The 20,230-nt window shown below is 71.3% G+C and carries 20 protein-coding genes; 8 read left to right on the forward strand and 12 right to left on the reverse strand.

Annotation, left to right across the window (positions count from 1 at the left end; genetic code table 11):
• Window positions 1-1,239: a CaiB/BaiF CoA transferase family protein gene (locus tag V4F39_RS01660; protein ID WP_332287493.1), complete on the forward strand. Its 1,239-nt coding sequence runs from the start codon at window positions 1-3 to the stop codon at window positions 1,237-1,239.
• The gene (locus V4F39_RS01665) at window positions 1,236-2,093 is read left to right on the forward strand and encodes an HpcH/HpaI aldolase/citrate lyase family protein (RefSeq protein ID WP_332287494.1); all 858 of its coding nucleotides are present in this window, start codon (window positions 1,236-1,238) and stop codon (window positions 2,091-2,093) included. Before V4F39_RS01660 ends, V4F39_RS01665 begins: the two co-directional genes overlap by 4 nt.
• Before the next feature lie 20 nt (window positions 2,094-2,113).
• Here V4F39_RS01665 and arsH read toward each other — a convergent pair whose 3' ends face one another.
• The 9 genes from arsH to V4F39_RS01710 all read right to left on the reverse strand — a co-directional run bounded on the left by arsH (window position 2,114) and on the right by V4F39_RS01710 (window position 11,553).
• Window positions 2,114-2,824 (reverse strand): arsenical resistance protein ArsH, encoded by a 711-nt coding sequence (gene arsH, locus V4F39_RS01670; RefSeq protein WP_332287495.1) that lies wholly within the window; start codon window positions 2,822-2,824, stop codon window positions 2,114-2,116.
• A 29-nt stretch (window positions 2,825-2,853) separates the two neighbouring features.
• Window positions 2,854-3,942, reverse strand: a complete 1,089-nt coding sequence (gene arsB / locus V4F39_RS01675) for an ACR3 family arsenite efflux transporter (RefSeq protein WP_332287496.1) — start codon at window positions 3,940-3,942, stop codon at window positions 2,854-2,856.
• Between the two features lie 2 nt (window positions 3,943-3,944).
• Window positions 3,945-4,433 (reverse strand): arsenate reductase ArsC, encoded by a 489-nt coding sequence (locus V4F39_RS01680; RefSeq protein WP_332287497.1) that lies wholly within the window; start codon window positions 4,431-4,433, stop codon window positions 3,945-3,947.
• A 1-nt stretch (window position 4,434) separates the two neighbouring features.
• Entirely contained in the window at window positions 4,435-4,926 is a 492-nt protein-coding gene (locus V4F39_RS01685; RefSeq protein WP_332287498.1) for an arsenate reductase ArsC, read from the reverse strand.
• 10 nt (window positions 4,927-4,936) lie between these two features.
• Complete coding sequence (locus V4F39_RS01690) at window positions 4,937-5,407, reverse strand: ArsI/CadI family heavy metal resistance metalloenzyme (protein WP_332287499.1); 471 nt, start codon at window positions 5,405-5,407, stop codon at window positions 4,937-4,939.
• Window positions 5,408-5,433: 26 nt separating this feature from the next.
• A complete protein-coding gene (locus V4F39_RS01695; protein WP_332287500.1) occupies window positions 5,434-5,760 on the reverse strand; it encodes an ArsR/SmtB family transcription factor in 327 nt (108 codons plus the stop codon).
• Window positions 5,761-5,819: 59 nt separating this feature from the next.
• Window positions 5,820-8,498, reverse strand: coding sequence for a PAS domain S-box protein (locus tag V4F39_RS01700; protein ID WP_332287501.1), 2,679 nt, complete (start codon window positions 8,496-8,498; stop codon window positions 5,820-5,822).
• 166 nt (window positions 8,499-8,664) lie between these two features.
• On the reverse strand, window positions 8,665-10,893 hold the full coding sequence (locus V4F39_RS01705; protein ID WP_332287502.1) for a transglycosylase domain-containing protein: 2,229 nt from the start codon (window positions 10,891-10,893) through the stop codon (window positions 8,665-8,667).
• A 51-nt stretch (window positions 10,894-10,944) separates the two neighbouring features.
• Window positions 10,945-11,553: a hypothetical protein gene (locus V4F39_RS01710; protein ID WP_332287503.1), complete on the reverse strand. Its 609-nt coding sequence runs from the start codon at window positions 11,551-11,553 to the stop codon at window positions 10,945-10,947.
• Between the two features lie 126 nt (window positions 11,554-11,679).
• Between V4F39_RS01710 and V4F39_RS01715 the strand changes: the two genes are divergently transcribed.
• Entirely contained in the window at window positions 11,680-11,877 is a 198-nt protein-coding gene (locus tag V4F39_RS01715; protein WP_332287504.1) for a hypothetical protein, read from the forward strand.
• 53 nt (window positions 11,878-11,930) lie between these two features.
• Here V4F39_RS01715 and V4F39_RS01720 read toward each other — a convergent pair whose 3' ends face one another.
• Complete coding sequence (locus V4F39_RS01720; protein ID WP_332287505.1) at window positions 11,931-13,055, reverse strand: cytidine/deoxycytidylate deaminase family protein; 1,125 nt, start codon at window positions 13,053-13,055, stop codon at window positions 11,931-11,933.
• A gap of 152 nt (window positions 13,056-13,207) precedes the next feature.
• Here V4F39_RS01720 and V4F39_RS01725 point away from each other — a divergent pair, with 152 nt between their 5' ends.
• Both V4F39_RS01725 and V4F39_RS01730 read left to right on the forward strand, forming a co-directional pair.
• A complete protein-coding gene (locus V4F39_RS01725) occupies window positions 13,208-14,185 on the forward strand; it encodes a Bug family tripartite tricarboxylate transporter substrate binding protein (RefSeq protein WP_332287506.1) in 978 nt (325 codons plus the stop codon).
• Between the two features lie 100 nt (window positions 14,186-14,285).
• On the forward strand, window positions 14,286-15,539 hold the full coding sequence (locus V4F39_RS01730; protein WP_332287507.1) for a flavin-dependent oxidoreductase: 1,254 nt from the start codon (window positions 14,286-14,288) through the stop codon (window positions 15,537-15,539).
• Here the strand turns inward: V4F39_RS01730 and V4F39_RS01735 are convergent.
• Together V4F39_RS01735 and V4F39_RS01740 are read right to left on the reverse strand one after the other, a co-directional pair.
• Entirely contained in the window at window positions 15,536-15,871 is a 336-nt protein-coding gene (locus V4F39_RS01735) for a response regulator (RefSeq protein ID WP_332287508.1), read from the reverse strand. The genes V4F39_RS01730 and V4F39_RS01735 overlap by 4 nt on opposite strands.
• Before the next feature lie 11 nt (window positions 15,872-15,882).
• Window positions 15,883-18,111 carry a sensor histidine kinase gene (locus tag V4F39_RS01740; protein ID WP_332287509.1) on the reverse strand — a complete coding sequence of 743 codons (2,229 nt, stop codon included), beginning with the start codon at window positions 18,109-18,111 and terminating at the stop codon, window positions 15,883-15,885.
• Between the two features lie 209 nt (window positions 18,112-18,320).
• Between V4F39_RS01740 and V4F39_RS01745 the strand changes: the two genes are divergently transcribed.
• From V4F39_RS01745 to V4F39_RS01755, 3 genes are all read left to right on the forward strand, one after another.
• Complete coding sequence (locus tag V4F39_RS01745; protein ID WP_332287510.1) at window positions 18,321-18,950, forward strand: flavin reductase family protein; 630 nt, start codon at window positions 18,321-18,323, stop codon at window positions 18,948-18,950.
• Between the two features lie 27 nt (window positions 18,951-18,977).
• Window positions 18,978-19,436, forward strand: coding sequence for a nucleoside deaminase (locus V4F39_RS01750; RefSeq protein WP_332287511.1), 459 nt, complete (start codon window positions 18,978-18,980; stop codon window positions 19,434-19,436).
• A gap of 105 nt (window positions 19,437-19,541) precedes the next feature.
• Window positions 19,542-20,225 (forward strand): DUF3348 domain-containing protein, encoded by a 684-nt coding sequence (locus tag V4F39_RS01755; RefSeq protein ID WP_332287536.1) that lies wholly within the window; start codon window positions 19,542-19,544, stop codon window positions 20,223-20,225.
• Window positions 20,226-20,230: the final 5 nt, after the last annotated feature.

Below are 20,230 nucleotides of genomic sequence, written 5' to 3' on the forward strand. Positions count from 1 at the left end.
ATGACACACGCTGTGCCGCTCGTGGAGCCGCGCCCGGGCGCCATCGGGCCGCTCCATGGCCTGCGCGTCGTCGACCTGTCGCGGCTGGTGGCCGGGAACATGCTGAGCCTGCAGCTGGCCGACTTCGGCGCCGACGTGATCAAGGTCGAGGCCGCCGGCCGCGGCGACACCCTGCGCGCCTGGCGGGCGCAGGACGCCGATCATCCGGAAGGCTTCGATGCCTGGTGGCAGGTCTACGGCCGCAACAAGCGCAGCGTGGCGCTCGACCTGCGCGACGCCGAGGCCATGGCGTGGCTGCACCGGCTGCTGGCCACCGCGCAGGTGCTGGTCGAGAGCTTCCGGCCGGGCACGCTGGAGGCGATGGGCCTGGCACCGGCGCGCCTGCACGAGGCCCATCCCTCGCTCGTCATCGTGCGCATCTCGGGCTGGGGCCAGGACGGCCCCTACAGCGGCCTGCCGGGCTTCGGCAGCCTGATCGAGGGCTTCAGCGGCTATGCCCACAAGCACCGCGATGGCGACGGCGTACCGGGCCTGCCGAACATGGCGCTCGCCGACATGGTCACCGGTCTGACGGGCGCCTTCGCCGTGATGGCGGCGCTGCGCGCGGTGGAGGTGGGCGGCGGCGGCGGGCAGGTCATCGACCTGTCGCTGCTCGAGCCGATGGCGGCGGTGATGGGTCCGGACGTCACGCAGTACGCCGCCACCGGCGCGGCGCCGCCGGCGCACGAGAAGATCGCGTCGCCCCGCGGCGCCTACCGCTGCCGCGACGGCGGCTGGGTGTCGCTGTCCGGCTCGACGCAGACGATGGCGCGCCGTGTGTTCGAGGCCCTCGGCCACGGGGCCTTGTTCGACGATCCGCGCTTCTCGTCGAATGCCGCGCGGCTGCGCCACGACGCGGAGGTCGATCGCCTGGTGTCCGGCGCGATCGCGCAGCTCGACCTCGCCGACTGCCTGGCGCGGTTTCGCGGCCTGGGCGTCACCATCGGCCCGATCCAGTCGCCAGCGGAGATCCTGGCCGATCCGCACGTCCGCGCCCGCGGCGTCTACGTGCAGCTGCAGCCCGCCGGCGGCGGCCGGCCTGTCACGATGCACAACGTGACGCCGCGCCTGGCCGGCACGCCGGGCGCCCTGCGCCGCGCAGCGCCCGCGCTGGGCGAACACACCGCCGAGGTGCTGGCCGAGCTGGGGGCCGATGCGGCGGCGCTGGGCCGCATCGGCGCGGGCGGGGCGGCTGCATGAGGCCGCCGCCGAACGGGGCAGGGGGCCTGTCGGCGCTGCGCTCGCTGCTGTTCCTGCCGGCGACCGCCACGCACCTGCTCGCGAAGGCGGCCGGCCGCGGCGCGGACGCGCTGATCCTCGACCTGGAGGATGCGGTGCCGGCCGAGCGCAAGGCCGAGGCGCGGGTGCTCGCGGCCGAAGCGCTGGCGCAGCTGGCCGGCAGCGGCCTGCCGGTGCTGCTGCGGGTGAACGCCGGACGGGAGGCCTGGCTGCAGGACATCGCGGCCATGCCGTTGCAGGCGCTGGCCGCGGTGATGCTGCCGAAGGTGGAGCGGCCCGGGCAGGTCACGGCGCTGGCGCAGGCGCTGGATGCGGCGGGTGCCGCGGCGCTGCCCGTCGCCGCGCTGATCGAGAGCCCGCTGGGTGTGCTGGCGAGCGCCGAGATCGCGCGGCATCCGAGGCTCGCGGCCCTGGGTTTCGGTGCCGAAGACCATGCGGCGGCGCTGGGCGTGGCGCCGACGCCGCAGGCCCTGGCGTGGCCGGCGTCGCAGGTCGTCACCTGTGCGCACGCCTACGGCCTGCCCTGCTGGGGGCTGGCGGCCAGCGTGGCCGAGGTGGCCGACATGGAGGCCTTCGCCGCCACGGTGCGCCATGCACGTGCCATCGGGTTCACCGGCTCCGTGTGCATCCATCCGCGGCAGGTGCCCGTGGTGAACGAGGGCTTCTCGCCGACCGCGGACGAACTGGCCTGGGCGCGCCGTGTCGTCGAGGCCGACGCCGCCGCACGCGCGCAGGGGCAGGGCGCCCTCATCGTCGACGGCCGCATGGTCGACAAACCCATCGTCGACCGCGCGCGGCGCTGGCTGGCGCCATAGCGGCCGGCGGCCGCGGGCCTTCAGAGGGCGCGCTGGTTCACGCGCGCCGACAGCGCCTCGGCCGATTCCTTGCGCTCGCTGTAGCGGTCGACAAGGTACGGGCTGGCGTCCCTCGTCAGCAGCGTGAACTTGAACAGCTCCTCCATCACGTCGACGATGCGGTTGTAGTAGGCCGAGGGCTTCATGCGCCCGTCCTCGTCGAATTCGTTGAAGGCCTTGGCGATCGACGATTGGTTGGGGATGGTCACCATCCGCATCCAGCGGCCCAGCACGCGCATCTGGTTGACGGCGTTGAACGACTGGCTGCCGCCCGAGACCTCCATCACCGCCAGCGTCTTGCCCTGCGTGGGCCGGACCGCGCCGACGCTCAGCGGGATCCAGTCGATCTGCGCCTTCATGATGCCGGTCATCGCGCCATGGCGTTCCGGCGAACACCAGACCATGCCCTCGGACCACGCGGCCAGCGTGCGCAGCTCCTGCACCTTCGGATGCGATTCCGGCGCGCCGTCGGGCAAGGGCAGGCCTGTCGGGTCGAACACCTCCACGTCGCCGCCCATCGCCTTCAGCAGGCGCGCCGCCTCGAAGGTGGCGAAGCGGCTGTAGGACCGCTCGCGCAGCGATCCGTAGAGCATCAGGAAGCGGGGCGGGTGGCGGGCGGGCTGGCGCACGGCCAGCTTCTCGAGGGTGGGCGCATCGAACAGCGCGGCGTCGAGGGCGGGAAACGTGTCCATGGGGCGCGGTGGTGAGGGGGCCGCCATGCTCAGCGCGCCTCGGCGAGCTCGCGCTCGTACCAGCCCCGCGAGCGGTTGACGAGGGCCACCACCGCCAGCATCACCGGCACCTCGATGAGCACGCCGACGACGGTCGCCAGCGCCGCGCCGGACTGGAACCCGAACAGCGCGATGGCGGTGGCCACGGCCAGCTCGAAGAAGTTGCTGGCGCCGATCAGCGCCGAGGGCCCGGCCACGCAGTGTGGCACGCGCAGCCTGCGGTTCAGCAGGTAGGCCAGGCCCGAGTTGAAGACGACCTGGATGAGGATGGGCACCGCCAGCATGGCGATCACCAGCGGCTGCCGCAGGATGGCCTCGCCCTGGAAGGCGAACAGCAGCACCAGCGTCAGCAGCAGCGCGCCGATCGAGAACGGCCCCAGCCGGGCCACCACCGACTGGAAGTGCCCGGCCCCCTTGGCGAGCAGCGACCGCCGCCACAGCTGCGCCAGCACCACCGGCACCACGATGTACAGGCCGACCGAGGTGAGCAGCGTGTCCCACGGCACCGTGATCGACGACAGGCCCAGGAGCAGCGCGACGATGGGGGCGAACGCCACCACCATGATGGCGTCGTTCAACGCCACCTGCGACAGGGTGAACAGCGGGTCGCCCTTGCAGAGCTGGGACCAGACGAAGACCATCGCCGTGCAGGGCGCGGCGGCCAGCAGGATGAGGCCGGCCACGTAGCTGTCGAGCTGGTCGGCCGGCAGCCAGGGCGCGAAGACGTGCCGCACGAAGATCCAGCCCAGCAGCGCCATCGAGAAGGGCTTGACCGCCCAGTTGATGAACAGCGTGACGCCGATGCCCCGGGCGTGCGAGGCCACCTGGCCGAGCGCGCCGAAGTCGACCTTCAGCAGCATCGGCACGATCATCACCCAGATGAGCAAGCCCACCGGGAGGTTGACCTGCGCCACCTCCAGCGCGGCCACGGCCTGGAAGAACGTAGGCAGCCACTGGCCGAGGGCGATGCCTGCGACGATGCACAGCGCCACCCAGACGGTGAGGTAGCGTTCGAAGAAGCCGATCGCCGGCGCGGTGGGTCGGGCGGCGGCGTCGGGGGCGAGTGGGGATGCGGTCACGGTCAGGCCTTGGCGATGTCTTCGAGGGCCCGCTGCAACTCGGCGTTGCTCATCGTGCCGAGGGGCAGCTGCAGCAGCTGCAGCATCCGGTAGCCGATGGCCTGGCGGGTCAGTTCGAAGGCGGCGGCCCGCTCGGGTTCGGGGGCGTTGGACGGGTCGGCGTAGCCCCAGTGGACCTGGACCGGGCTGCCGGGCCAGTAGGGGCAGGCCTCGGCCGCCGCCGCATCGCACACGGTGATCACGGCGCGCATGGCCGGCGCGCCCGGCTGTGTGAACTCGTCCCAGCTCTTCGAACGGAAGGCGCCGGTGGCGATGCCCGCGTTGCCCAGCACCTCGAGGGCGTAGGGGTTGATGCGGCCGCTCGGGGCGCTGCCGGCGCTGAAGGCCCGGACGTCCTTGCCGAGCTTGTTCGCCCAGTGGCCGAGCATGGCTTCGCTCAACACGCTGCGCGCCGAGTTGTGGGTGCACAGGATCAGCACGTTGGTGGTCATGTCAGCGCTTTCCGATGTCGTGGATCTGGCGGTGGATGGCCATCGCGTCGAGGCTCGCGAGCGGCAGCGCCATCATCAGGTCGAGGCGGCGCTTCATCGTGACGGCCGCATCGTGGAAGGCCTGCTGCCTCAGCTCCTCGGGCCCTTCGACCGCGGCCGGGTCGGGCATGCCCCAATGCGCGGTCATGGGCTGGCCCGGCCAGACGGGACAGGTCTCGCCGGCCGCCTGGTCGCACACCGTGAACACGAAGTCCATCTCGGGTGCGCCGGGCGCCGCGAACTCTTCCCAGCCCTTGCTGCGCAGGCCGTCGGTCGGGATGCGGAGATGCCGCAGTTCCGCCAGCGCCATCGGGTGCACGGCCCCCTTGGGATGGCTGCCTGCCGAGAAGGCGACGAAGCGGCCGTGGCCGGCGGCGTTCAGCAGGGCCTCGGCCAGGATCGAGCGGGCCGAGTTGCCCGTGCAGATGAACAGGACGTTGTAGGGGCGGCTCACGGTGCGTCCTTCAGCAGCAGGAGGAGGCCGGCTCGACGGGGATGCCGACGGGCTTTCCGCGGGGCGCGCAGCATGCCGCGGCCGGGGTCTGCACCGGCCGTGGCGCCTGCGAGAACACAGGGATGCTGCCGAGCGTGTGGAACTGCTCCCATGCGATGCCCTGCGGATCGGTGACCCAGTACTTGTCGCTGCGGGCATAGCAGCAGGTGGTTTCGCCCACGCGCTCGAGCGCCAGGTCCGCCGCTTCCGCGCGCGCCTTCAGCGTGGCGAGCTCCTCCTCGGTGTCGGCCTGGATGCCGAGGTGGTCCACGCCCGGCTTGCTGCCGCGCGTGGAGATCGCGAAGTTGAGCCGGGGGTCGTCGACCATCCACTTGGCGTAGTCGGCCTCGACGCGTGCCGGCGCCGCGCCGAACATCTTCGAGTAGAAGGCGATGCTGGCCTGGAGATCGTCGACGTGGACGTGCACATGGAAGCGCTTCATGGCTTGCTCCTGTTGCGAAGTGAGGTTCAGCAGCCGCAGGCTGCCGATGCGGGCTCGACGGCGCACGCGGCGCCGGCGCAGCAGTTCTCGGTGAGGTAGCCCACCACGCCGTTCATCTGGTCGTAGGCGGCCCGGTAGACCAGGTTCCGGCTGGCACGCTCGGTCGTGACCAGGCCCGCGGCTGCCAGCTCCTTCAGGTGGAAGGACAGGGTGGTGGCCGGCACGCCCAGCCCTTCCTGCATCACACCGGGCGTCATGCCGCCCGGCCCGGTGACGACCAGGGCCCTGAACACCTTGAGCCGGACGGGATGGGCCAGTGCGGCCAGCGCGCGGATGACGTGGTCTTCGTTCATGTTTCGACTATACGACAAAAGTCGAATAGTCGAATAGTCGAAGCGCCGCCGGCGCCGGTTCAGGCCGCCGGCGCTGCGGCGGGCTGCTGCTTGCGGCGGCGCTTGACCTCGTACATCGCCACGTCGGCCTGCGCGAGCAGGGCGGTGGCATCGATGCCCGCGGTGGCCACGGCGACCCCGAAGCTGCCGCCGACCCGCGCCTGGAGGCCCGGGCCGATCTCCACCGGCGCCGCGATGGCGCGCTCGGCGCGTTCCACCACGACGTGCACGTCGTTCGGCGACGCCAGCTGCGTCAGCACGAGCACGAACTCGTCGCCGCCGAGCCGCGCGACGGTGTCGTGGCCTCGCACGATGCCCGCCAGGCGGCGCGCCACCTCGCACAGCAGGCGGTCGCCGGCCTCGTGGCCGTGCACGTCGTTGACGGCCTTGAATCCGTCGAGGTCGAGGAAGCAGGCCGCGACGTGGTTGCCCGCGCGCTGCGCGGCGCCCAGCGCCTGCACCAGCCGGCTCTTCAGCAGCGTGCGGTTGGGCAGCCCGGTCAGCGCGTCGTGGTAGGCGAGGTCCTCCACCTCCTGCTGCTGCAGCTTCATGTGGGTGATGTCGTGCATCATCCAGAGCGATTCGCCGGAGTCCGAGGACAGCAGCGCACCGCTCATGTCGACCCAGAGCCGCTCGCCGGTCTTCTTCAGCATCCCCACCTGGGTGCGGTAGGTCTCGCCGCGGGCGAGCGCCCCGTAGGCCGAGCGGCCGATCTGCTCGAAGGAGTCCTCGTCGTCGTACAGCGTGCGCATGGCGCCGCCGTCGAACTCGCCGGGCGCGAAGCCGAACATCTGCTCGAACGCCCGGTTGACCCACACGGCGCGGCGGTCCTTGAGCTTGACGATGGCCACCAGCTCGTTGTCCAGCATCAGGTGCTGCTGGCGGTTGGCCTCCTGCAGCGCCTGGCGGACGCGGTGCAGCTCGGTGACGTCGAAGACGACGGTGCGGCTGCGCAGGAATGCGCCGTGCTCGTCGCGCAGCGCCGTCGCCATCACGCTCAGCCGGCGCTGGCATCCGTCGCCCGACAGCAGATCGAATTCTTCCGGGCCGAAGCGGCCCTCGACGAGGAAGCGGGCGTAGACCTCCGCGAAGCGTGCACGCCCGGCCTCGGTGAAGAAGTCGCGCGGGCCCTTGCGGCCGATCAGCGCCTCGCGGGCGCAGCCGAAGAGCTCCAGCGAGCGTTCGTTGATCTGCACGAAGACGCCCTGGCGGTCGAGCGAGTAGTAGCCGCAGGGGGCGTTCTGGTACAGGTCTTCCAGCCGCGCGTTGGCGTCGGCGAGGCGGCGTTCGGCTTCCTTGCGCGCCGAGATGTCGTGGAGGAACGCGGCATAGAGCGGTCCCCGCGACCGGGAGGGCGATGCGGCGATCGTCGCCTCGCAGGTGAACGCCGTGCCGTCGCGCCGCAACGCGGTCATTTCCAGGCGCTGGCTCACGACGCGCTCGTCGCCGGTGCTGGCGAGGCGCTGGACGCCCGCGCGGTGCGCGGCACGGAACGCCGGCGGGATGATCAGCGCATCGAGCGGCCGGCCCATCGCCTCGCCGCAGGACCAGCCGAAGGTCGCTTCGGCCTGGCGGTTCCACTCGACAATGAGGCCTTGGCCATCGATGCAGATGTAGGCGTCGTGGGCGTTGGTCAGCACCGCGTTCAGTTCGGCGGTGCGCTCCGCCAGCGCCTCCTCCGACTGCTGCAGCTGGCGGATCGACGCGGCCAGCCCGTCGTTGGCCTCCTGCAGCGCCTGCGTGCGCTCGACGACACGTTGCTCGAGTTCCAGCCGCAGGCGGTGCAGCGCCTGCTCGCCGTGGTGCCGGCGCGTGATGTCCTCGACGACGGAGACGAAATGCAGCGGCGTGCCGCCGTCCTGCTTCACCAGCGTGACCGTCAGGTTCGCCCAGACGACCTCGCCGTGCGGCTTCAGGTAGCGCTTCTCCAGCGTGTAGTGGTCGATCTCGCCGGCCAGCAGCTGCTCGACGAGTCCGAGGTCGGCGTTCAGGTCGTCGGGGTGGGTCAGGTCCTGGAAGGTCAGGGACGACAGTTCGTCCTGCGTGCGGCCCAGGATCCGGGCGAGGCAGGGGTTGATGCGCAGCCAGCTTCCGTCGAGGCCGACCACGGCGATGCCGACCGCCGCGCGGTCGAAGGTCGCGTGGTAGAGGGTTTCGCTGGCGGACACGGCCTTCATGCTTTCGCCGGCCAGTCGCCGCGCGCGCACCATCGCCTCGCGGTGCTGGATCTCGCGGCGGACCAGGCAGGCCAGGTCCTCCATCGAGGCGATGTCCTGCGCCGAGAACGATCGTGGCCGGCGGTCCAGCACGCACAGCGTGCCCAGCGCATGGCCGGCGCTGGTGCGCAGCGGAATGCCCAGGTAGGCCCGGATGCCCGGGGGGCCGAGGACCAGCGGGTTGCTGGCGAAGCGGGCGTCGAGCGTGGCGTCGGCCACCACCATCGGCGCCTCGTGCAGGATGGCATGGGCGCAGAAGGCCTCGTCGCGCGGCGTCTGCGGCAGCTCGACCCCGACGCGCGACTTGAACCACTGGCGGTCCTCGCCGACGAGCGACACCAGCGCCATCGGCGCGCGCAGCAGGCGTGCGGCGAGGCGGGTCAGCGCATCGAAGGTCGGTTCAGGTTCGGTATCCAGCAGTTCCAGCTGCTCGAGCGCTGTCAGGCGCTGACGCTCGGAACTCGGACGCGGCGCAACACTCATTCACACCTCGGTCTCGGAGCAGGCCGCTCGCGGCCGCGGCACCCGAGCCGATGGGCTGGATCGGGCACCGCGATTCTGCGCACGGCGCGGGGCGCCGGTCGGTCGAAAAGCGGCCGCGGGAACCGGTAGAACCGCGGGGGCCGCGCACGGCGTGCGCTGAAAGGCGTCAGCGCGGGGCGGGGGCGCCGCCGTCGACGGGGAGGGCGGCCTCGCCCGCTTCGGCCTGCGTCGCCGCGACGGGCCAGCTCGCGTCGACCGCCATCGGCTCCGGGCGCTCGACGTCGGGGAAGCGTGCGGCGAAGTCCAGCGCCTGCGCGCGCTGGGCGCGGCGGTAGAAGTCGCCCACGATGCGCAGCGCGTTGTGGCCGCCCTGGCCCCACCAGTTGCTGCGCCAGGTGACGCGCTGGTCGTTGAAACCCACCCACGCGCCGGCGACGAGGCCTGGCTGCATCGCCAGGAACCATCCGTCGGTGCCGTGCTGCGTGGTGCCGGTCTTGCCGGCGAAGTCGCCGCGCACGCCGAACTCGGTGCGCAGCCGGCTGCCGGTGCCCGACTCGATCACGCCGCGCATCATGTCGACGAGCTGCTCGGCAACTCGGCGATCGACCGCGCGCTCGGGCGCGGCGGGCTCGAACGTCGCCAGCACCTGGCCGCTGCGGTCGACGATGCGGCGCAGCAGCCGCGGCGGCTGGCGCTCGCCCATCGAGGCCAGCGTGGCGTAGGCATCGGCCATCTCCAGCAGCGTGACCGGGCTGGTGCCCAGCGCGAGCGAGGGCACGGCCTCGAGCGTCGACTGCCGCACACCCACGGCCTGCGCGAAATCGATCACCGGCTGCGTGCCGACGATCTGCGCGACCTGCGCCGTGATGCCGTTGCGCGATTGCGCGAGGCCCTGGCGCATCGTGAACACGTCGTAGGTGGGGCCGCCGGCGTCGGTGGGCGACCAGGAGCCGCCGTCCGGCAGGGCCACGTGCACCGGTTCGTCGATGAACTCGTTCCCGCTCGACAGGCCCTTCGCGAGCGCGGCGCCGTAGACGAAGGGCTTGAAGGTCGAGCCCGGCTGGCGGCGAGCCTGCGACACGTGGTCGAAGGGCTCGCGCGCGAAGTCGGGGCTGCCGACCCACGCCTTGACCTCGCCGGTGACGGGCTCGAGCGCGACGAAGCCGGCCGACAGGCGCGTCTTCTCGTCGCGCAGCCGCTGCATCAGCGCGGCGTCGGACCGCACCTGGGCCAGGGCCGCGGCATCGCCGCCCGCCGTGCGGTAGGCCTCCGAACTGCGGGCGAGCTCGTCGAGCAGCTCCGGGTGCTGCTGCCAGAAGTATGCAAACGGCGTGCGCGCCTCGGGCACCTTGGCCGCACTGGGCACCTGCAGCGCGCGCTGGCTCCATTCCAGGCCGGCCACGCGCTGCATGAGCGCCACCTGCTCGCCCAGGGCTTCCTCGGCGAAGCGCTGCAGGTTCAGGTCGAGCGTGGTCTCGACCGTCAGGCCGTCGGTGTCGAGGTCGATGCCTTGCGCGTCGGCCCATTCGTTCACCTGGTCGCGCACCTGCTCGATGAAGTGCCGCGCCAGGCCGCCCGCCGCATCGGGCCGCCTGAAGTCGAGCGCCAGCGGCTTGCCGCGCACCCGCTCGTAGGAGGCTTCGTCGAGCATGCCTTCGCGCACCATCAGCGACAGCACCACGTTGCGCCGCGCGAGCGCGCGCTCGGGGTGCCGCACCGGGTTGTAGCGATGGTTGCCCTTCAGCATGCCGACCAGGGTGGCGCTCTCGAGCACGTCGAGCTGCGCGGCCGGCTTGTTGAAGTACGTGCGCGCGGCCATGTCGATGCCGCGCACGTTGTAGAGGAACGGCGTGCTGTTCAGGTAGCTCTCGAGGATCTGCCGCTTGCTGTAGGCCTGCTCGATGCGCAGCGCGGTGATGGCCTCGCGCAGCTTGCGGTCGATCGAGCGGCGGTTGCCGATCTCGCGCGGGAAGAGGTTGCGCGCGAGCTGCTGCGTCAGCGTGGAAGCGCCCTGGATCTCGCCGGTGAGCGTGCTCCACGCGGCCGAGACGATGCGCCGGGCGTCGATGCCGTGGTGCTCGTAAAAACGGCGGTCTTCGGTGGCGATGAGCGCGTTGACCAGTTCGGGTGACACCTGGTCGAGCGACACCGTGCGCAGGTGCCCGGCGGCCGAGAAGTCGCCGATCCGCTCGCCGCCGGACGCGACGATCAGGCTGGGCCGCGACTGCTGCGCGGCTTGCAGCGCGGCGAAGTCGGGCGTGCTGCGGACCAGCACGAGCATGTAGGCGGCCAGGGCGATGCCGAGGAGGCTCAGCACGCCCGCGCCCCAGAGCAGCGGGCGGCGGCGCCACCATGCGCTCGGCATGCGGCGCGGGGAATCAGGGGTCTGGGTCATGGACCCCCAATTGTTCGCCAACTTCGTTGCTCGCGCGTTGCACCGGCCGGGTCAGCTCGGCATCGGGCTCGTCCCGGCCCGGGCCTCGCCGAGCTCGATGCAGTCCTGGAACCTGGCGGCCTGAAGGGCGGGGCATTTGCCGATCAGGCTGCGGATCTCGCTGTCTTCCAGCGGCTTTGCCGACAGGAGCTTGATGCCGGCGACCGGGTGGCTGTCCATCGTCGTGGAGCAGAACGACCCGCAGACGATGTTGATGCGCGCGATGATCGGGTCGGGGAAGATGTAGTGCGATTCGAACTTGTTTTTCTTGTCGCGCAGTCGGAAATGCACGGAGCTCCCGACGGCATAGGCCATCCCCACGTACGCATCGGCCAAGTCCAGGTACTTTTCTCTCACGCGTACCGTGCCGAAGATGGTCCTGTAGACCCTGAAGCGGCTTTCGACGATGTTTCGCTGGCGCCGCCATGAAACGTGGTAGCAGTGGTATTCGCCGAGGTAATTGGAAAGCCGCGGGTTGAGGCCTGCCAGCAGCGCCGACGAGAATCTGCCGAGGCACCAGGCGATGACCGTGAGGGCCAAGGGGATGCCGATTTCCACCCAGTTGACGGCTGCCCACTGCGTCCAGGCCAGTGAAACGAGCGCGTCGAGGTTGATACCCATTGCCCCTCCAGGCATTGTCCGTGTGCTGTCGTTCCGAAATGTATACCGGCCGGTGCTCCGCCGATGCCAATTGCGGCGGCCCGCCGGCTCGGCTAGATTGGGGCGAAATCACTGACGGAGTACGCCATGCCTTCTGCCCGTGCCCAGGCCCTTGTCAACACCCTGCGCGCAGATCCCGGATTGCGCGCCGATTTCGAATCGGATGCCGAGGCCGTGATGGCCGAGTACGTGCTCGACGAGGTGGATCGGCAATGGCTCGGCGAGCTGGCCCGCCAGGGCGGCCTCGCCCCGGCAACGCCCGAGGTCGCCACCCCGGGGTTCTGACACGGACACCGATGTTGCCGGCCTGCGCCGCGTGATCCCCGCCCCGGGGCCGCTCAGGCCGCCAGCGTCACGCGCCCCAGCCAGCCCGTGACGTAGGTCAGCACCGCCTGCTTGAGCTGCGCCTCGGCATCCGAGCCGCTGCGGTCCTTCACCGTCTTGTGGATCAGCGCATCGCTGGTGCTGCGCAGGATCTCGCGTGAATCGCCGGCCTCGCCGATCTGCCCGGCGATCGAGCCCGAGCCCATGCAGCTCGTCAGGCCCTGGTCGATCGCCACCTTGTGGATGCCGCTGGCCGTGCCGGTGGCGACCACGCCGAGGCCGCCCTCGTCGGGCACGGTGCCGGTGAGCGCGGTCTTGCTGCGCCCGTGCGGCGCGCTCGTCTTCTCGCTCAGCTGCTTGCCGATCTTCTCGCCGGCACGGCCGTCCTTGCCGGTGTCCTTCTGGCCGAAGTAGATGACGGTGTCGCTGGCCTTGACGGCGGTGAGGTACGCCGTGCACTGCTTGCAGGGCGTGAGGGTGGAGAACACGACGCTCTTGGCCGGCAGCGCCGTGGCGGTCGGGTGGCTGCGGAAGTAGGACAGCAGCATGCTGACCTCGGCGTGCCGGTAGGAGCCGGTGTTGATGCCCGCCGCCAGGATGGCGCCGTCGTCGCCGACCAGCATCGCGCCGATGTAGTTGTTGAGGCCCTTGAAGGATTCCTCCCCGCTGATGTCGACCAGCGCGTAGGTCGCGAGCATGTAGTAGCGCAGCGCACGCTGCAGGCCGCGCTCCCGGCTGCCTTCCGCGGCGAGCGTGGCGCTGGTCATTAGACCGCGGGCGGCCGCGTGCAGGCCGCCGCCGCCGACCGGCGCCGCCCCGCTGGTCGAGATCACGCGTGACGGCCACTTCCGCACGGCCTGCTCGGCGGGGGTGACCTCCAGCGCGCCGTCGCCCTCGTGCAGCTGCAGCGAGGCCTTGCCCTTGATGTTCTGCACGATGTGCTTGGGCCAGGGGGCGGGATCGAGGTTGGTGTAGACCTTGGCCCGTCCCGCCGCTTCGAGCGCGTTGACGAAGGCCGGCAGCGCGGCGCTGCTGGAGCGGAAGTAGTTGAACCTGCGGTTGGTCTTGCCTCCGCTGAGGTAGCCCGCCACGTTGTCGGTGCCGAAATCTCCCTGCATGAACTCAGCCAGCTTCGTCATAGGATCACTTCCTTCCGGGGCGGGGGCCGATCGTAGCGAAGAATCACGGGCCGCTGCGCAGCACGGCCGGGCGGCGGTTGTCGTCTTCTCGGCCGACAGCCCGCCGCCGTGCCCGCGCGCACACTGAGGCCATCACGACAATGGAGACACACATGGTCCGCCGCCGTTCCCTCACCCTGGCGCCGCTGGCGCTGCTCGCGTCGGCCGTGCCGCTGGCGGCGGCGGCGCAGGGCTTCCCCGACCGGCAGCTCAAGCTGGTGGTGGGCTTCCCGCCCGGCACCGGCCCCGACATCGTCGCCCGCACCGTCGGGCAGAAGCTGGGCGACACGCTGAAGCAGACGCTGGTGGTCGACAACCGCGCCGGTGCCGGCGGCCAGATCGCGGCACAGGCCGTGGCCAAGAGCCCGGCCGACGGCTACACGCTGCTGCTGGGCGAGGTGGGCTCGATCAGCATCGCGCCGGCCACCTACAGCAAGCTGCCCTACGACCCGGCGAAGGAACTGATGCCGGTGACGGAGGTGGTGCGCTCCGACTTCATCCTCGTGGTGCCGGCGCAGTCGGCCGCGAAGGACGTGAAGGGCTTCGTCGGCACGGCGGCGGGCAGGCCGGACCGCGTCAACTTCGCCACCTTCGGGGCCGGCACGCCGGGGCACTTCGGCGCCGAGGTGTTCGCCGAGCAGGGCGGCTTCAAGATCGAGCCGGTGCACTACCGCGCGACCGGCGATGCGATCACCGCGCTGGTCTCGGGCGACGTGCAAGCGGCCTTCGTCACCACCGCGCTGGCGGTGCCGCAGGTCAAGGCCGGCAAGCTGCGCGCGCTGGCCACCACGGCGCAGGCCCGTTCGCCGCTGCTGCCCGAAGTGCCCACCTTCGCCGAGAGCGGCCTGCCGAAGGTCGACTTCTCGGCCTGGTTCGCGCTGTTCGCCCCGGCCGGCACGCCCGCGCCGGTGTTGGATGCGCTGCAGCGCGGCGCGGTCGCGTCGCTGCAGGCGCCCGACGTGAAGAAGCTGCTGCAGGACGCGGGCTTCACCGTCACCGGCACCAGCCGCGCCGACAGCGAGCAGATGCTGAAGAGCGAGACCGCCCGCTGGGCCGCGGTCGTCAAGGCCACGGGCTTCAAGGCTGATTGATGGCCCACCCCCGTAGCGCCTTCGGCGCTCCCCCTCGAGGGGGCGCACCCGATGGACTGGCGAAGCCAGATCCATGGGTGCTGCTTGGAAGGATCGATCCATGAAAGTATTGATCGCAGGCGGCGGCATCGCCGGGCTGGTGCTGGCGCTGAAGCTGCGGCGCCTGGGCATCGAGAGCGAGGTGTTCGAGACCACGCAGCACATGCGACCGCTGGGCGTGGGCATCAACCTGCTGCCGCATGCGGTGGCGGTGATCGAATCGCTGGGCCTGCGCGAGGCGGTGGCGGCGCGGGCCATCGAGACTTCGGCGCTGCACTACTACAACGCCTTCGGCCAGCCGATCTGGCAGGAGCCGCGCGGCCTGGCGGCGGGCTACCCGGTGCCGCAGTTCTCGGTGCACCGCGGCGAGTTCCAGATGCTGCTGTTCGAAGAGGTGCAGCGCCTGTGCGGTGAATCGGCCGTGCGGCTGGGGCACAGCTTCGTGTCGCTCGAGCAGTCGGACGACGAGGTCGTCGCCACCTTCGCGCGCCCCGACGGCAGCACGGTGCAGGCGCGCGGCGACCTGCTGGTGGGCGCCGACGGCATCCATTCGGCGGTGCGCCGCTTCTACTACCCCGACGAGGCGCCGCCGCGCTTCGCGCAGCGCATGCTGTGGCGCGGCGTGACCGAGGCGCCGCCGTACCTCGACGGCCGCACGATGTTCATGGCCGGCCACCAGGACCAGAAGTTTGTCTGCTACCCCATCTCGGAGCCGCTGCGCCGCGAAGGCCGCTCGCGCATCAACTGGATCGCCGAGCTGCGCGTGCCCGGCGGCACGCCGCCGCGCAGCGACTGGAACAAGGTGGTCGACAAGTCGGTGTTCGCCGGCCGGTTCGCGGACTGGCGCTGGGACTGGATCGACGTGCCCGCGGTCATCGACGGCGCGCCGGCGATCTACGAGTTCCCGCTGGTCGACCGGGACACGCTGCCGCGCTGGAGCTTCGGCCGGGTCACGCTGATGGGCGACGCCGCGCACCCGATGTATCCCGTCGGCTCCAACGGCAGCGCGCAGGCCATCCTCGATGCCGACTACTTCGCCGAATGCATGGGGCTGCTGCAGCAGGGGCGCTTCAGCTCGCCTGCGCACGCGTTGCTGGAATACGAGGCCGACCGCCTGCCGAAGACCACCGGCATCGTGCTGCGCAACCGGCTCAACGGGCCCGAGCAGGTGATGCAGATCGCGCACGAGCGCGCGCCGGGCGGCTTCGCGCACATCGACGACGTGGTGCCGCGCGCCGAGCTGGAGGAGATTGCGGCGCGCTACAAGCGCGTGGCAGGGTTCGACATCGAACGGCTGCGCGCCCGGGCGGCCTAAGGCCGGGCATCGCCGGACGTCAGCAGTCGCTGCATGTCGCCGAGGAACTGCTGGAAGTCGAGCGGCTTGGTCCAGTAGTCGGCGGCGCCGGCGTCGCGCACGGCCCTCACGTCCTCGGTCATGGCGCTCGCGGACAGCGCGATGACGCGCAGCCCTCGTGTGGAATCGTCGGATTTCAGCGCCGCGAGCACCTCCAGGCCGTCCATGTCGGGCAGCCGCAGGTCGAGCAGCACCACGTCGGGCCGCATCGACCGCGCCAGCGCGATACCGGCCTCGCCGCTGTCGGCCTGCGCGAGCGTGACCCGAGGCCACCGCAGGAGCAGCTGTTCCACCAGCAGGCGGTTCAGGGGTTGTCCTCGATGTAGAGCACGCTGCCGTTCGGTTCGGCATCCGTCGGCAACTGCGGCACGGACGGGGCCGGGCTGGCGGCGCCTGCCGCTGCCGTGGGCTCCTCGGCAGCCGCCAGCGTGATCGTCACGCGCGTGCCTTCGCCCGCGGTGCTTTCGACGTCGATGCGGGCGTGCATCAGCTCCATCAGCTGCCGGGTCAGCGCCAGGCCCAGGCCGGTGCCTTCGATGCCGTGGTGCTCGCGCCCGAGCCGGTTGAAGGGCTCGTACAGGTGCGCCAGCTGCTCGGCCGTCATGCCGAGCCCGGTGTCCTCGATGCTCACGTGCACCTGCTGCGCGGCACGCTTGGCTTGCAGGTGCACACTGCCTTCGGGCCGGTTGTACTTGATGGCGTTCGACAGCAGGTTGAGCAGCACCTGCCGCAGGCGAACCGGGTCGGCCGTCACCCAGAGGCCGCCGCTGTCGCGATAGTCGGCCTCGACGCGCATGCGCTGCTGCGCTGCCGTGGCTTCGCTGATGCGCAGGGCTTCGTCGAGTGCCGCGAGCAGATCGACGGCGCGCGGCGACAGCGTCAGCCGGCCGGCCTCGATGCGCGACACGTCCAACACATCGTTGATCAGCGCCAGCAGGTGCCAGCCCGCCAGGCGGATGTGCTCGACCTGTTGGCGCTGCGCGTCGCTCAGCGGGTCGATGGTACGGGCCTGCAGCAGTTGGGAAAAGCCCAGGATCGCGTTGAGCGGCGTGCGCAGCTCGTGGCTCATGCGCGAGAGGAAGTCGGTCTTCGCGCGGCTCGCCGATTCGGCGGCCGCCTGTGCGAGCCTGGCCCGTTCGGCGCGGCGAAGTTCGGTGGCGTCGCGTATCACGACCGTCATGAGCATGTGCCCGGCGTCACCCAGCTTCGAGATGGAGGCCTCGACAGGGAACTCCTCGCCGTCGGCACGCAGGCCGGTGAGCGTCTGCAGCAGGCCCATGCGTCGCGCCGTGCTGCCGGTGCGGGCGAACATGCGGACGTGTTGCCGATGGGCTTCGCGCACGCGCGTCGGGATGAAGCGGTCGAGGTCCTCGCCGATGGCCTGTTCGGCCGGCAGGCGGAACATCTCCGCCGCCGCGCGGTTGAAGAGCCTGATCTTGTGCTGCGCGTCGATCGACACGATGGCGTCCATCGCGGTGTCCACCAGGCCGGCGAGCTGGCGCTCGCGGTGCAGGAGCTTGGCCTCGGTGCGCTGGCGGCTTTCGAGCATGGCGTTGGTCTCGCGGGCCACGTCGCCGTATTCCCCCGGCAGCGCTTCGTCGGCACGCACCGAATCGTCGCCGCCCGCCACGGCACGGGCCGTGGCGGCCAGCGCATTCAGGGGCGCGGCGAGCCGGCGCGCCAGCACCACGGCCACGCCCAGCACCACCAGCATCAGTGCCCCGGTGAGCACCAGGCTGCGCAGCAGCCCGGCGTGGTAGTCGGCAAAGGCCTGGACCGCGGGCACCGAGGCCAGTGCGTACCAGCCTGTACTGCCCACCGGCATGCGGGCGAAGGCGCGGGCCACGCCGTCGATGCCGGTGGCCACGCCCACGCCGGCAGGGTTATCGGTCAGGGCCGCTCGCAGGGCGGGCCCGGCATCGGCGCCCACCCAGCGGGCAAAGCCGGGACGGATGACGACGATGCGGGCGGTCTCGTCGACGATGGCCAGACGCGTGTTCGGCAGCAGACGGTAGGCCTGCCAATCCGCCTGCAGGCTCTCCAGGTCCAGCAGCGCGGCCACGGTGCCGATCCGGCCCCGCCCGGGCGCCATTACCGGGCGGCTGACGGCCACCACGGTCCTGCGCACGATGGACGCGAGGAAAGGCTTGCCCAGGGCGGGCTGGTCCTGCCGCATGGCCTGCTGGAACCAGGCGTGGTCCGCGTATCCCTCGGCGAGGCCGCCTGGGCCGCCTGGGCCGGCAACGGCCGAGCACACCAGCCTGCCGGCCAGGTCGACCAAGACCACGTCGGCGAAGTGGCGGCGACGGCGTACGACGTCGTCGAGCACCGGGTCGCAGACCGGGTCGAGGGCGACCACCTGCGGGCGGATCGCGAGGAAGTCCAGGTATTGCGCGGTGCCCGTCAGCAGCGCGTCGGTGTCGTGGGCGATGCCGGCGGCATGGCTCTCGACGGCCTGGTAGGCCGCCCGGCGTGCATGGGAGGCTTCGCGCCAGAGGTTGTAGCCCAGCAGCGCCACCAGCGGCAGCGCCACACCACGGCCAGGCGCAGGAGCTGCCGGAACAGGTAGCCGCTTCGTCTCATTGCGGTATGTCTTGCCTGGCGGAGTGGAGCACTGCCGGCAGACTCTTGCAGCTGCGCGCGGGCCGTGCAACCGCAAAACTGATGATGACCGATGCGTGTCCGCGGGAGCCGGTCTGGCGGACGAAGGCATGATCGGGCCGCCAGCCGCAGAGGAACCGCATGGACATCGATTTCCCCCAGCTCACCGCCTACCAGCGCTACAAGCTGATGGCCAGCCTGATCGTGCCGCGGCCGATCGCGCTGGTCACCACGCTCGGGCCCACCGGCGTGGTCAACGCCGCGCCGTTCTCCATGTTCAACATGGTCGGCGAGGACCCACCGCTGGTGATGGTGAGCATCAACCGCCAGCACGCGCCGGGACGCCTGAAGGACACGGCCGCCAACATCCTGCGCATCGGCCAGTTCGTGGTGCACCTGCCCGACGAGGCCATCGCCGAGCAGATGCATGCCTGCGCGGAGGTGCATCCGGCCGAGGTGAGCGAGCTGGAGGTCAACGGCTTCACCACGCGCCCTGCGCGCACGCTCGACGTGCCCTGCATCGCCGAGGCGCCGGTGGCCTTCGAGTGCGTGCTGCACGAGCAGCTCGTCAACGAGAGCCGCTACGTGTTCTTTGGCCGCGTGCAGTGGCTGCATGCGCGCGACGGCCTCATCGACACCGAGGCCTGGCGCGTGCGGCTGCAGGAATACTTCCCCGTCGCGCGCTTCGGCGCGAGCTTCTACCTGCGCTCGCGCGACCGCTTCGCTATCGGCGGCGCGCCCGCCCGCAGCACCGCGATCGACGAGATCTGACGACGACCGCTTTACATGGAGAAAGAGATGCCCTTCGACCACGAGGACGCGAGGCACATGCGCCAGGCCATCGATGCGGCGCGCCAGGCCCGTGCTGCCGGCGACATGCCCTTCGGCGCGGTGCTGGCGCGCGGCGGCAAGGCGGTCTGGACCTCGCGCAACAACCAGCTCACCACGGCCGACTGCACCGGCCACGCCGAGGTGGTGTTGATCCGCGAGGCGGCGCAGGCGCTGGGCACCGAGGCACTGCGCGGCGCCACGGTGTACGCGAGCGGCGAGCCCTGCGCGATGTGCGCGGGCGCGATGTTCTGGGCCGGCATCTCGCGCATCGTCTACGGCGCGCCCACCCCGGAGATGACGGCGGTGCTGGGCGGTCCTTCGCTCGGTGCGCGCTGCGCCGAGGTGCTGGCGGCTGCCCAGCCCGCGGTGGCCGTCGAAGGCCCCCTGCTCGTCGACGAAGCGATGGCCGTGCTCGAACGGCCGTGAGCCGGCGGCCTCGTGGCGGCTGCCGGCGGGGCGGGGTGCCACCGGGCCGGAAAAGTGATCGGTAGTAGACTGCCCGGCTTTTTTAGCCGAATGTCTGCTGGCGGTATGGTGCGGGGGCCGAGGCGCACGGACTTGACCGGCCTGGCGCTCATTCGCTTGCTGGGCCGACTGACCGAGGTCGAGGTTCCTGGCGCCAAACAAGGGTTTGCGGAGCGGTTGAGCCAGTGGCTCGGCTGGGTCGATGCGATCGCGCTCTCGGCGGCCTTGAACGGTACGCCCGCCGCGGCGGCACCCGAGGCACCGGCCGCCGGCCGCGAGGAGGCCGACTGCACCGCGGTGCGTGCCGCGATGGCCAGGGCGATCGTGCAGGCCTGCGCCGCCGCGGACGACGACCCCGAGGCCGGCTTCCCGGCCTACCGCCGGCGCTATCTCGCGCGGCAGCAGGCCATGGAGGCGGGCATCGCGCCCTTGCGCGGCCGCCTGCGCTCGGCACTGGGCGCCAGGTCGCCCGAGCTCGCGCGGCTGGCCGCGGTGGACGCGGTGATGGAGCAGGTGCTGGCCGTGCGCGAGAGCAGCCTGCTGGCCACCGTGCCGGCGATGCTGGCGAAGCACTTCGAGCGCCTGCGCCAGGCCGGTCTGGCGCCCGAAGGCGGTGGCGAAGCGCCGCCCGATGCCGCGTGGCCGGCCCGCTTCCGCGAGGACATGCAGGCCGTGCTGCTCGCGGAGCTGGACGTTCGATTTCAACCCATCGAAGGGCTGCTTGCGGCCCTTCGCCAGCAGCCTGCCTGAACGGG

The sequence above is a fragment of the Aquincola agrisoli genome, assembly GCF_036621135.1.
Taxonomy (GTDB): Bacteria; Pseudomonadota; Gammaproteobacteria; order Burkholderiales; family Burkholderiaceae_C; genus Aquincola; species Aquincola agrisoli.

What these genes read in the sequence shown, in the direction of transcription:
- V4F39_RS01750 (WP_332287511.1), top strand. Translation starts at nt 18,978, where the DNA reads ATGCCCTTCGACCACGAGGACGCGAGGCACATGCGCCAGGCCATCGAT.
- V4F39_RS01690 (WP_332287499.1), bottom strand. Translation starts at nt 5,407, where the DNA reads ATGAAGCGCTTCCATGTGCACGTCCACGTCGACGATCTCCAGGCCAGC.
- V4F39_RS01745 (WP_332287510.1), top strand. Translation starts at nt 18,321, where the DNA reads ATGGACATCGATTTCCCCCAGCTCACCGCCTACCAGCGCTACAAGCTG.
- V4F39_RS01665 (WP_332287494.1), top strand. Translation starts at nt 1,236, where the DNA reads ATGAGGCCGCCGCCGAACGGGGCAGGGGGCCTGTCGGCGCTGCGCTCG.
- V4F39_RS01715 (WP_332287504.1), top strand. Translation starts at nt 11,680, where the DNA reads ATGCCTTCTGCCCGTGCCCAGGCCCTTGTCAACACCCTGCGCGCAGAT.
- V4F39_RS01705 (WP_332287502.1), bottom strand. Translation starts at nt 10,893, where the DNA reads ATGACCCAGACCCCTGATTCCCCGCGCCGCATGCCGAGCGCATGGTGG.
- V4F39_RS01695 (WP_332287500.1), bottom strand. Translation starts at nt 5,760, where the DNA reads ATGAACGAAGACCACGTCATCCGCGCGCTGGCCGCACTGGCCCATCCC.
- V4F39_RS01700 (WP_332287501.1), bottom strand. Translation starts at nt 8,498, where the DNA reads ATGAGTGTTGCGCCGCGTCCGAGTTCCGAGCGTCAGCGCCTGACAGCG.
- V4F39_RS01680 (WP_332287497.1), bottom strand. Translation starts at nt 4,433, where the DNA reads ATGACCACCAACGTGCTGATCCTGTGCACCCACAACTCGGCGCGCAGC.
- V4F39_RS01730 (WP_332287507.1), top strand. Translation starts at nt 14,286, where the DNA reads ATGAAAGTATTGATCGCAGGCGGCGGCATCGCCGGGCTGGTGCTGGCG.
- V4F39_RS01660 (WP_332287493.1), top strand. Translation starts at nt 1, where the DNA reads ATGACACACGCTGTGCCGCTCGTGGAGCCGCGCCCGGGCGCCATCGGG.
- arsH (WP_332287495.1), bottom strand. Translation starts at nt 2,824, where the DNA reads ATGGACACGTTTCCCGCCCTCGACGCCGCGCTGTTCGATGCGCCCACC.
- V4F39_RS01725 (WP_332287506.1), top strand. Translation starts at nt 13,208, where the DNA reads ATGGTCCGCCGCCGTTCCCTCACCCTGGCGCCGCTGGCGCTGCTCGCG.
- V4F39_RS01710 (WP_332287503.1), bottom strand. Translation starts at nt 11,553, where the DNA reads ATGGGTATCAACCTCGACGCGCTCGTTTCACTGGCCTGGACGCAGTGG.
- V4F39_RS01755 (WP_332287536.1), top strand. Translation starts at nt 19,542, where the DNA reads ATGGTGCGGGGGCCGAGGCGCACGGACTTGACCGGCCTGGCGCTCATT.
- V4F39_RS01720 (WP_332287505.1), bottom strand. Translation starts at nt 13,055, where the DNA reads ATGACGAAGCTGGCTGAGTTCATGCAGGGAGATTTCGGCACCGACAAC.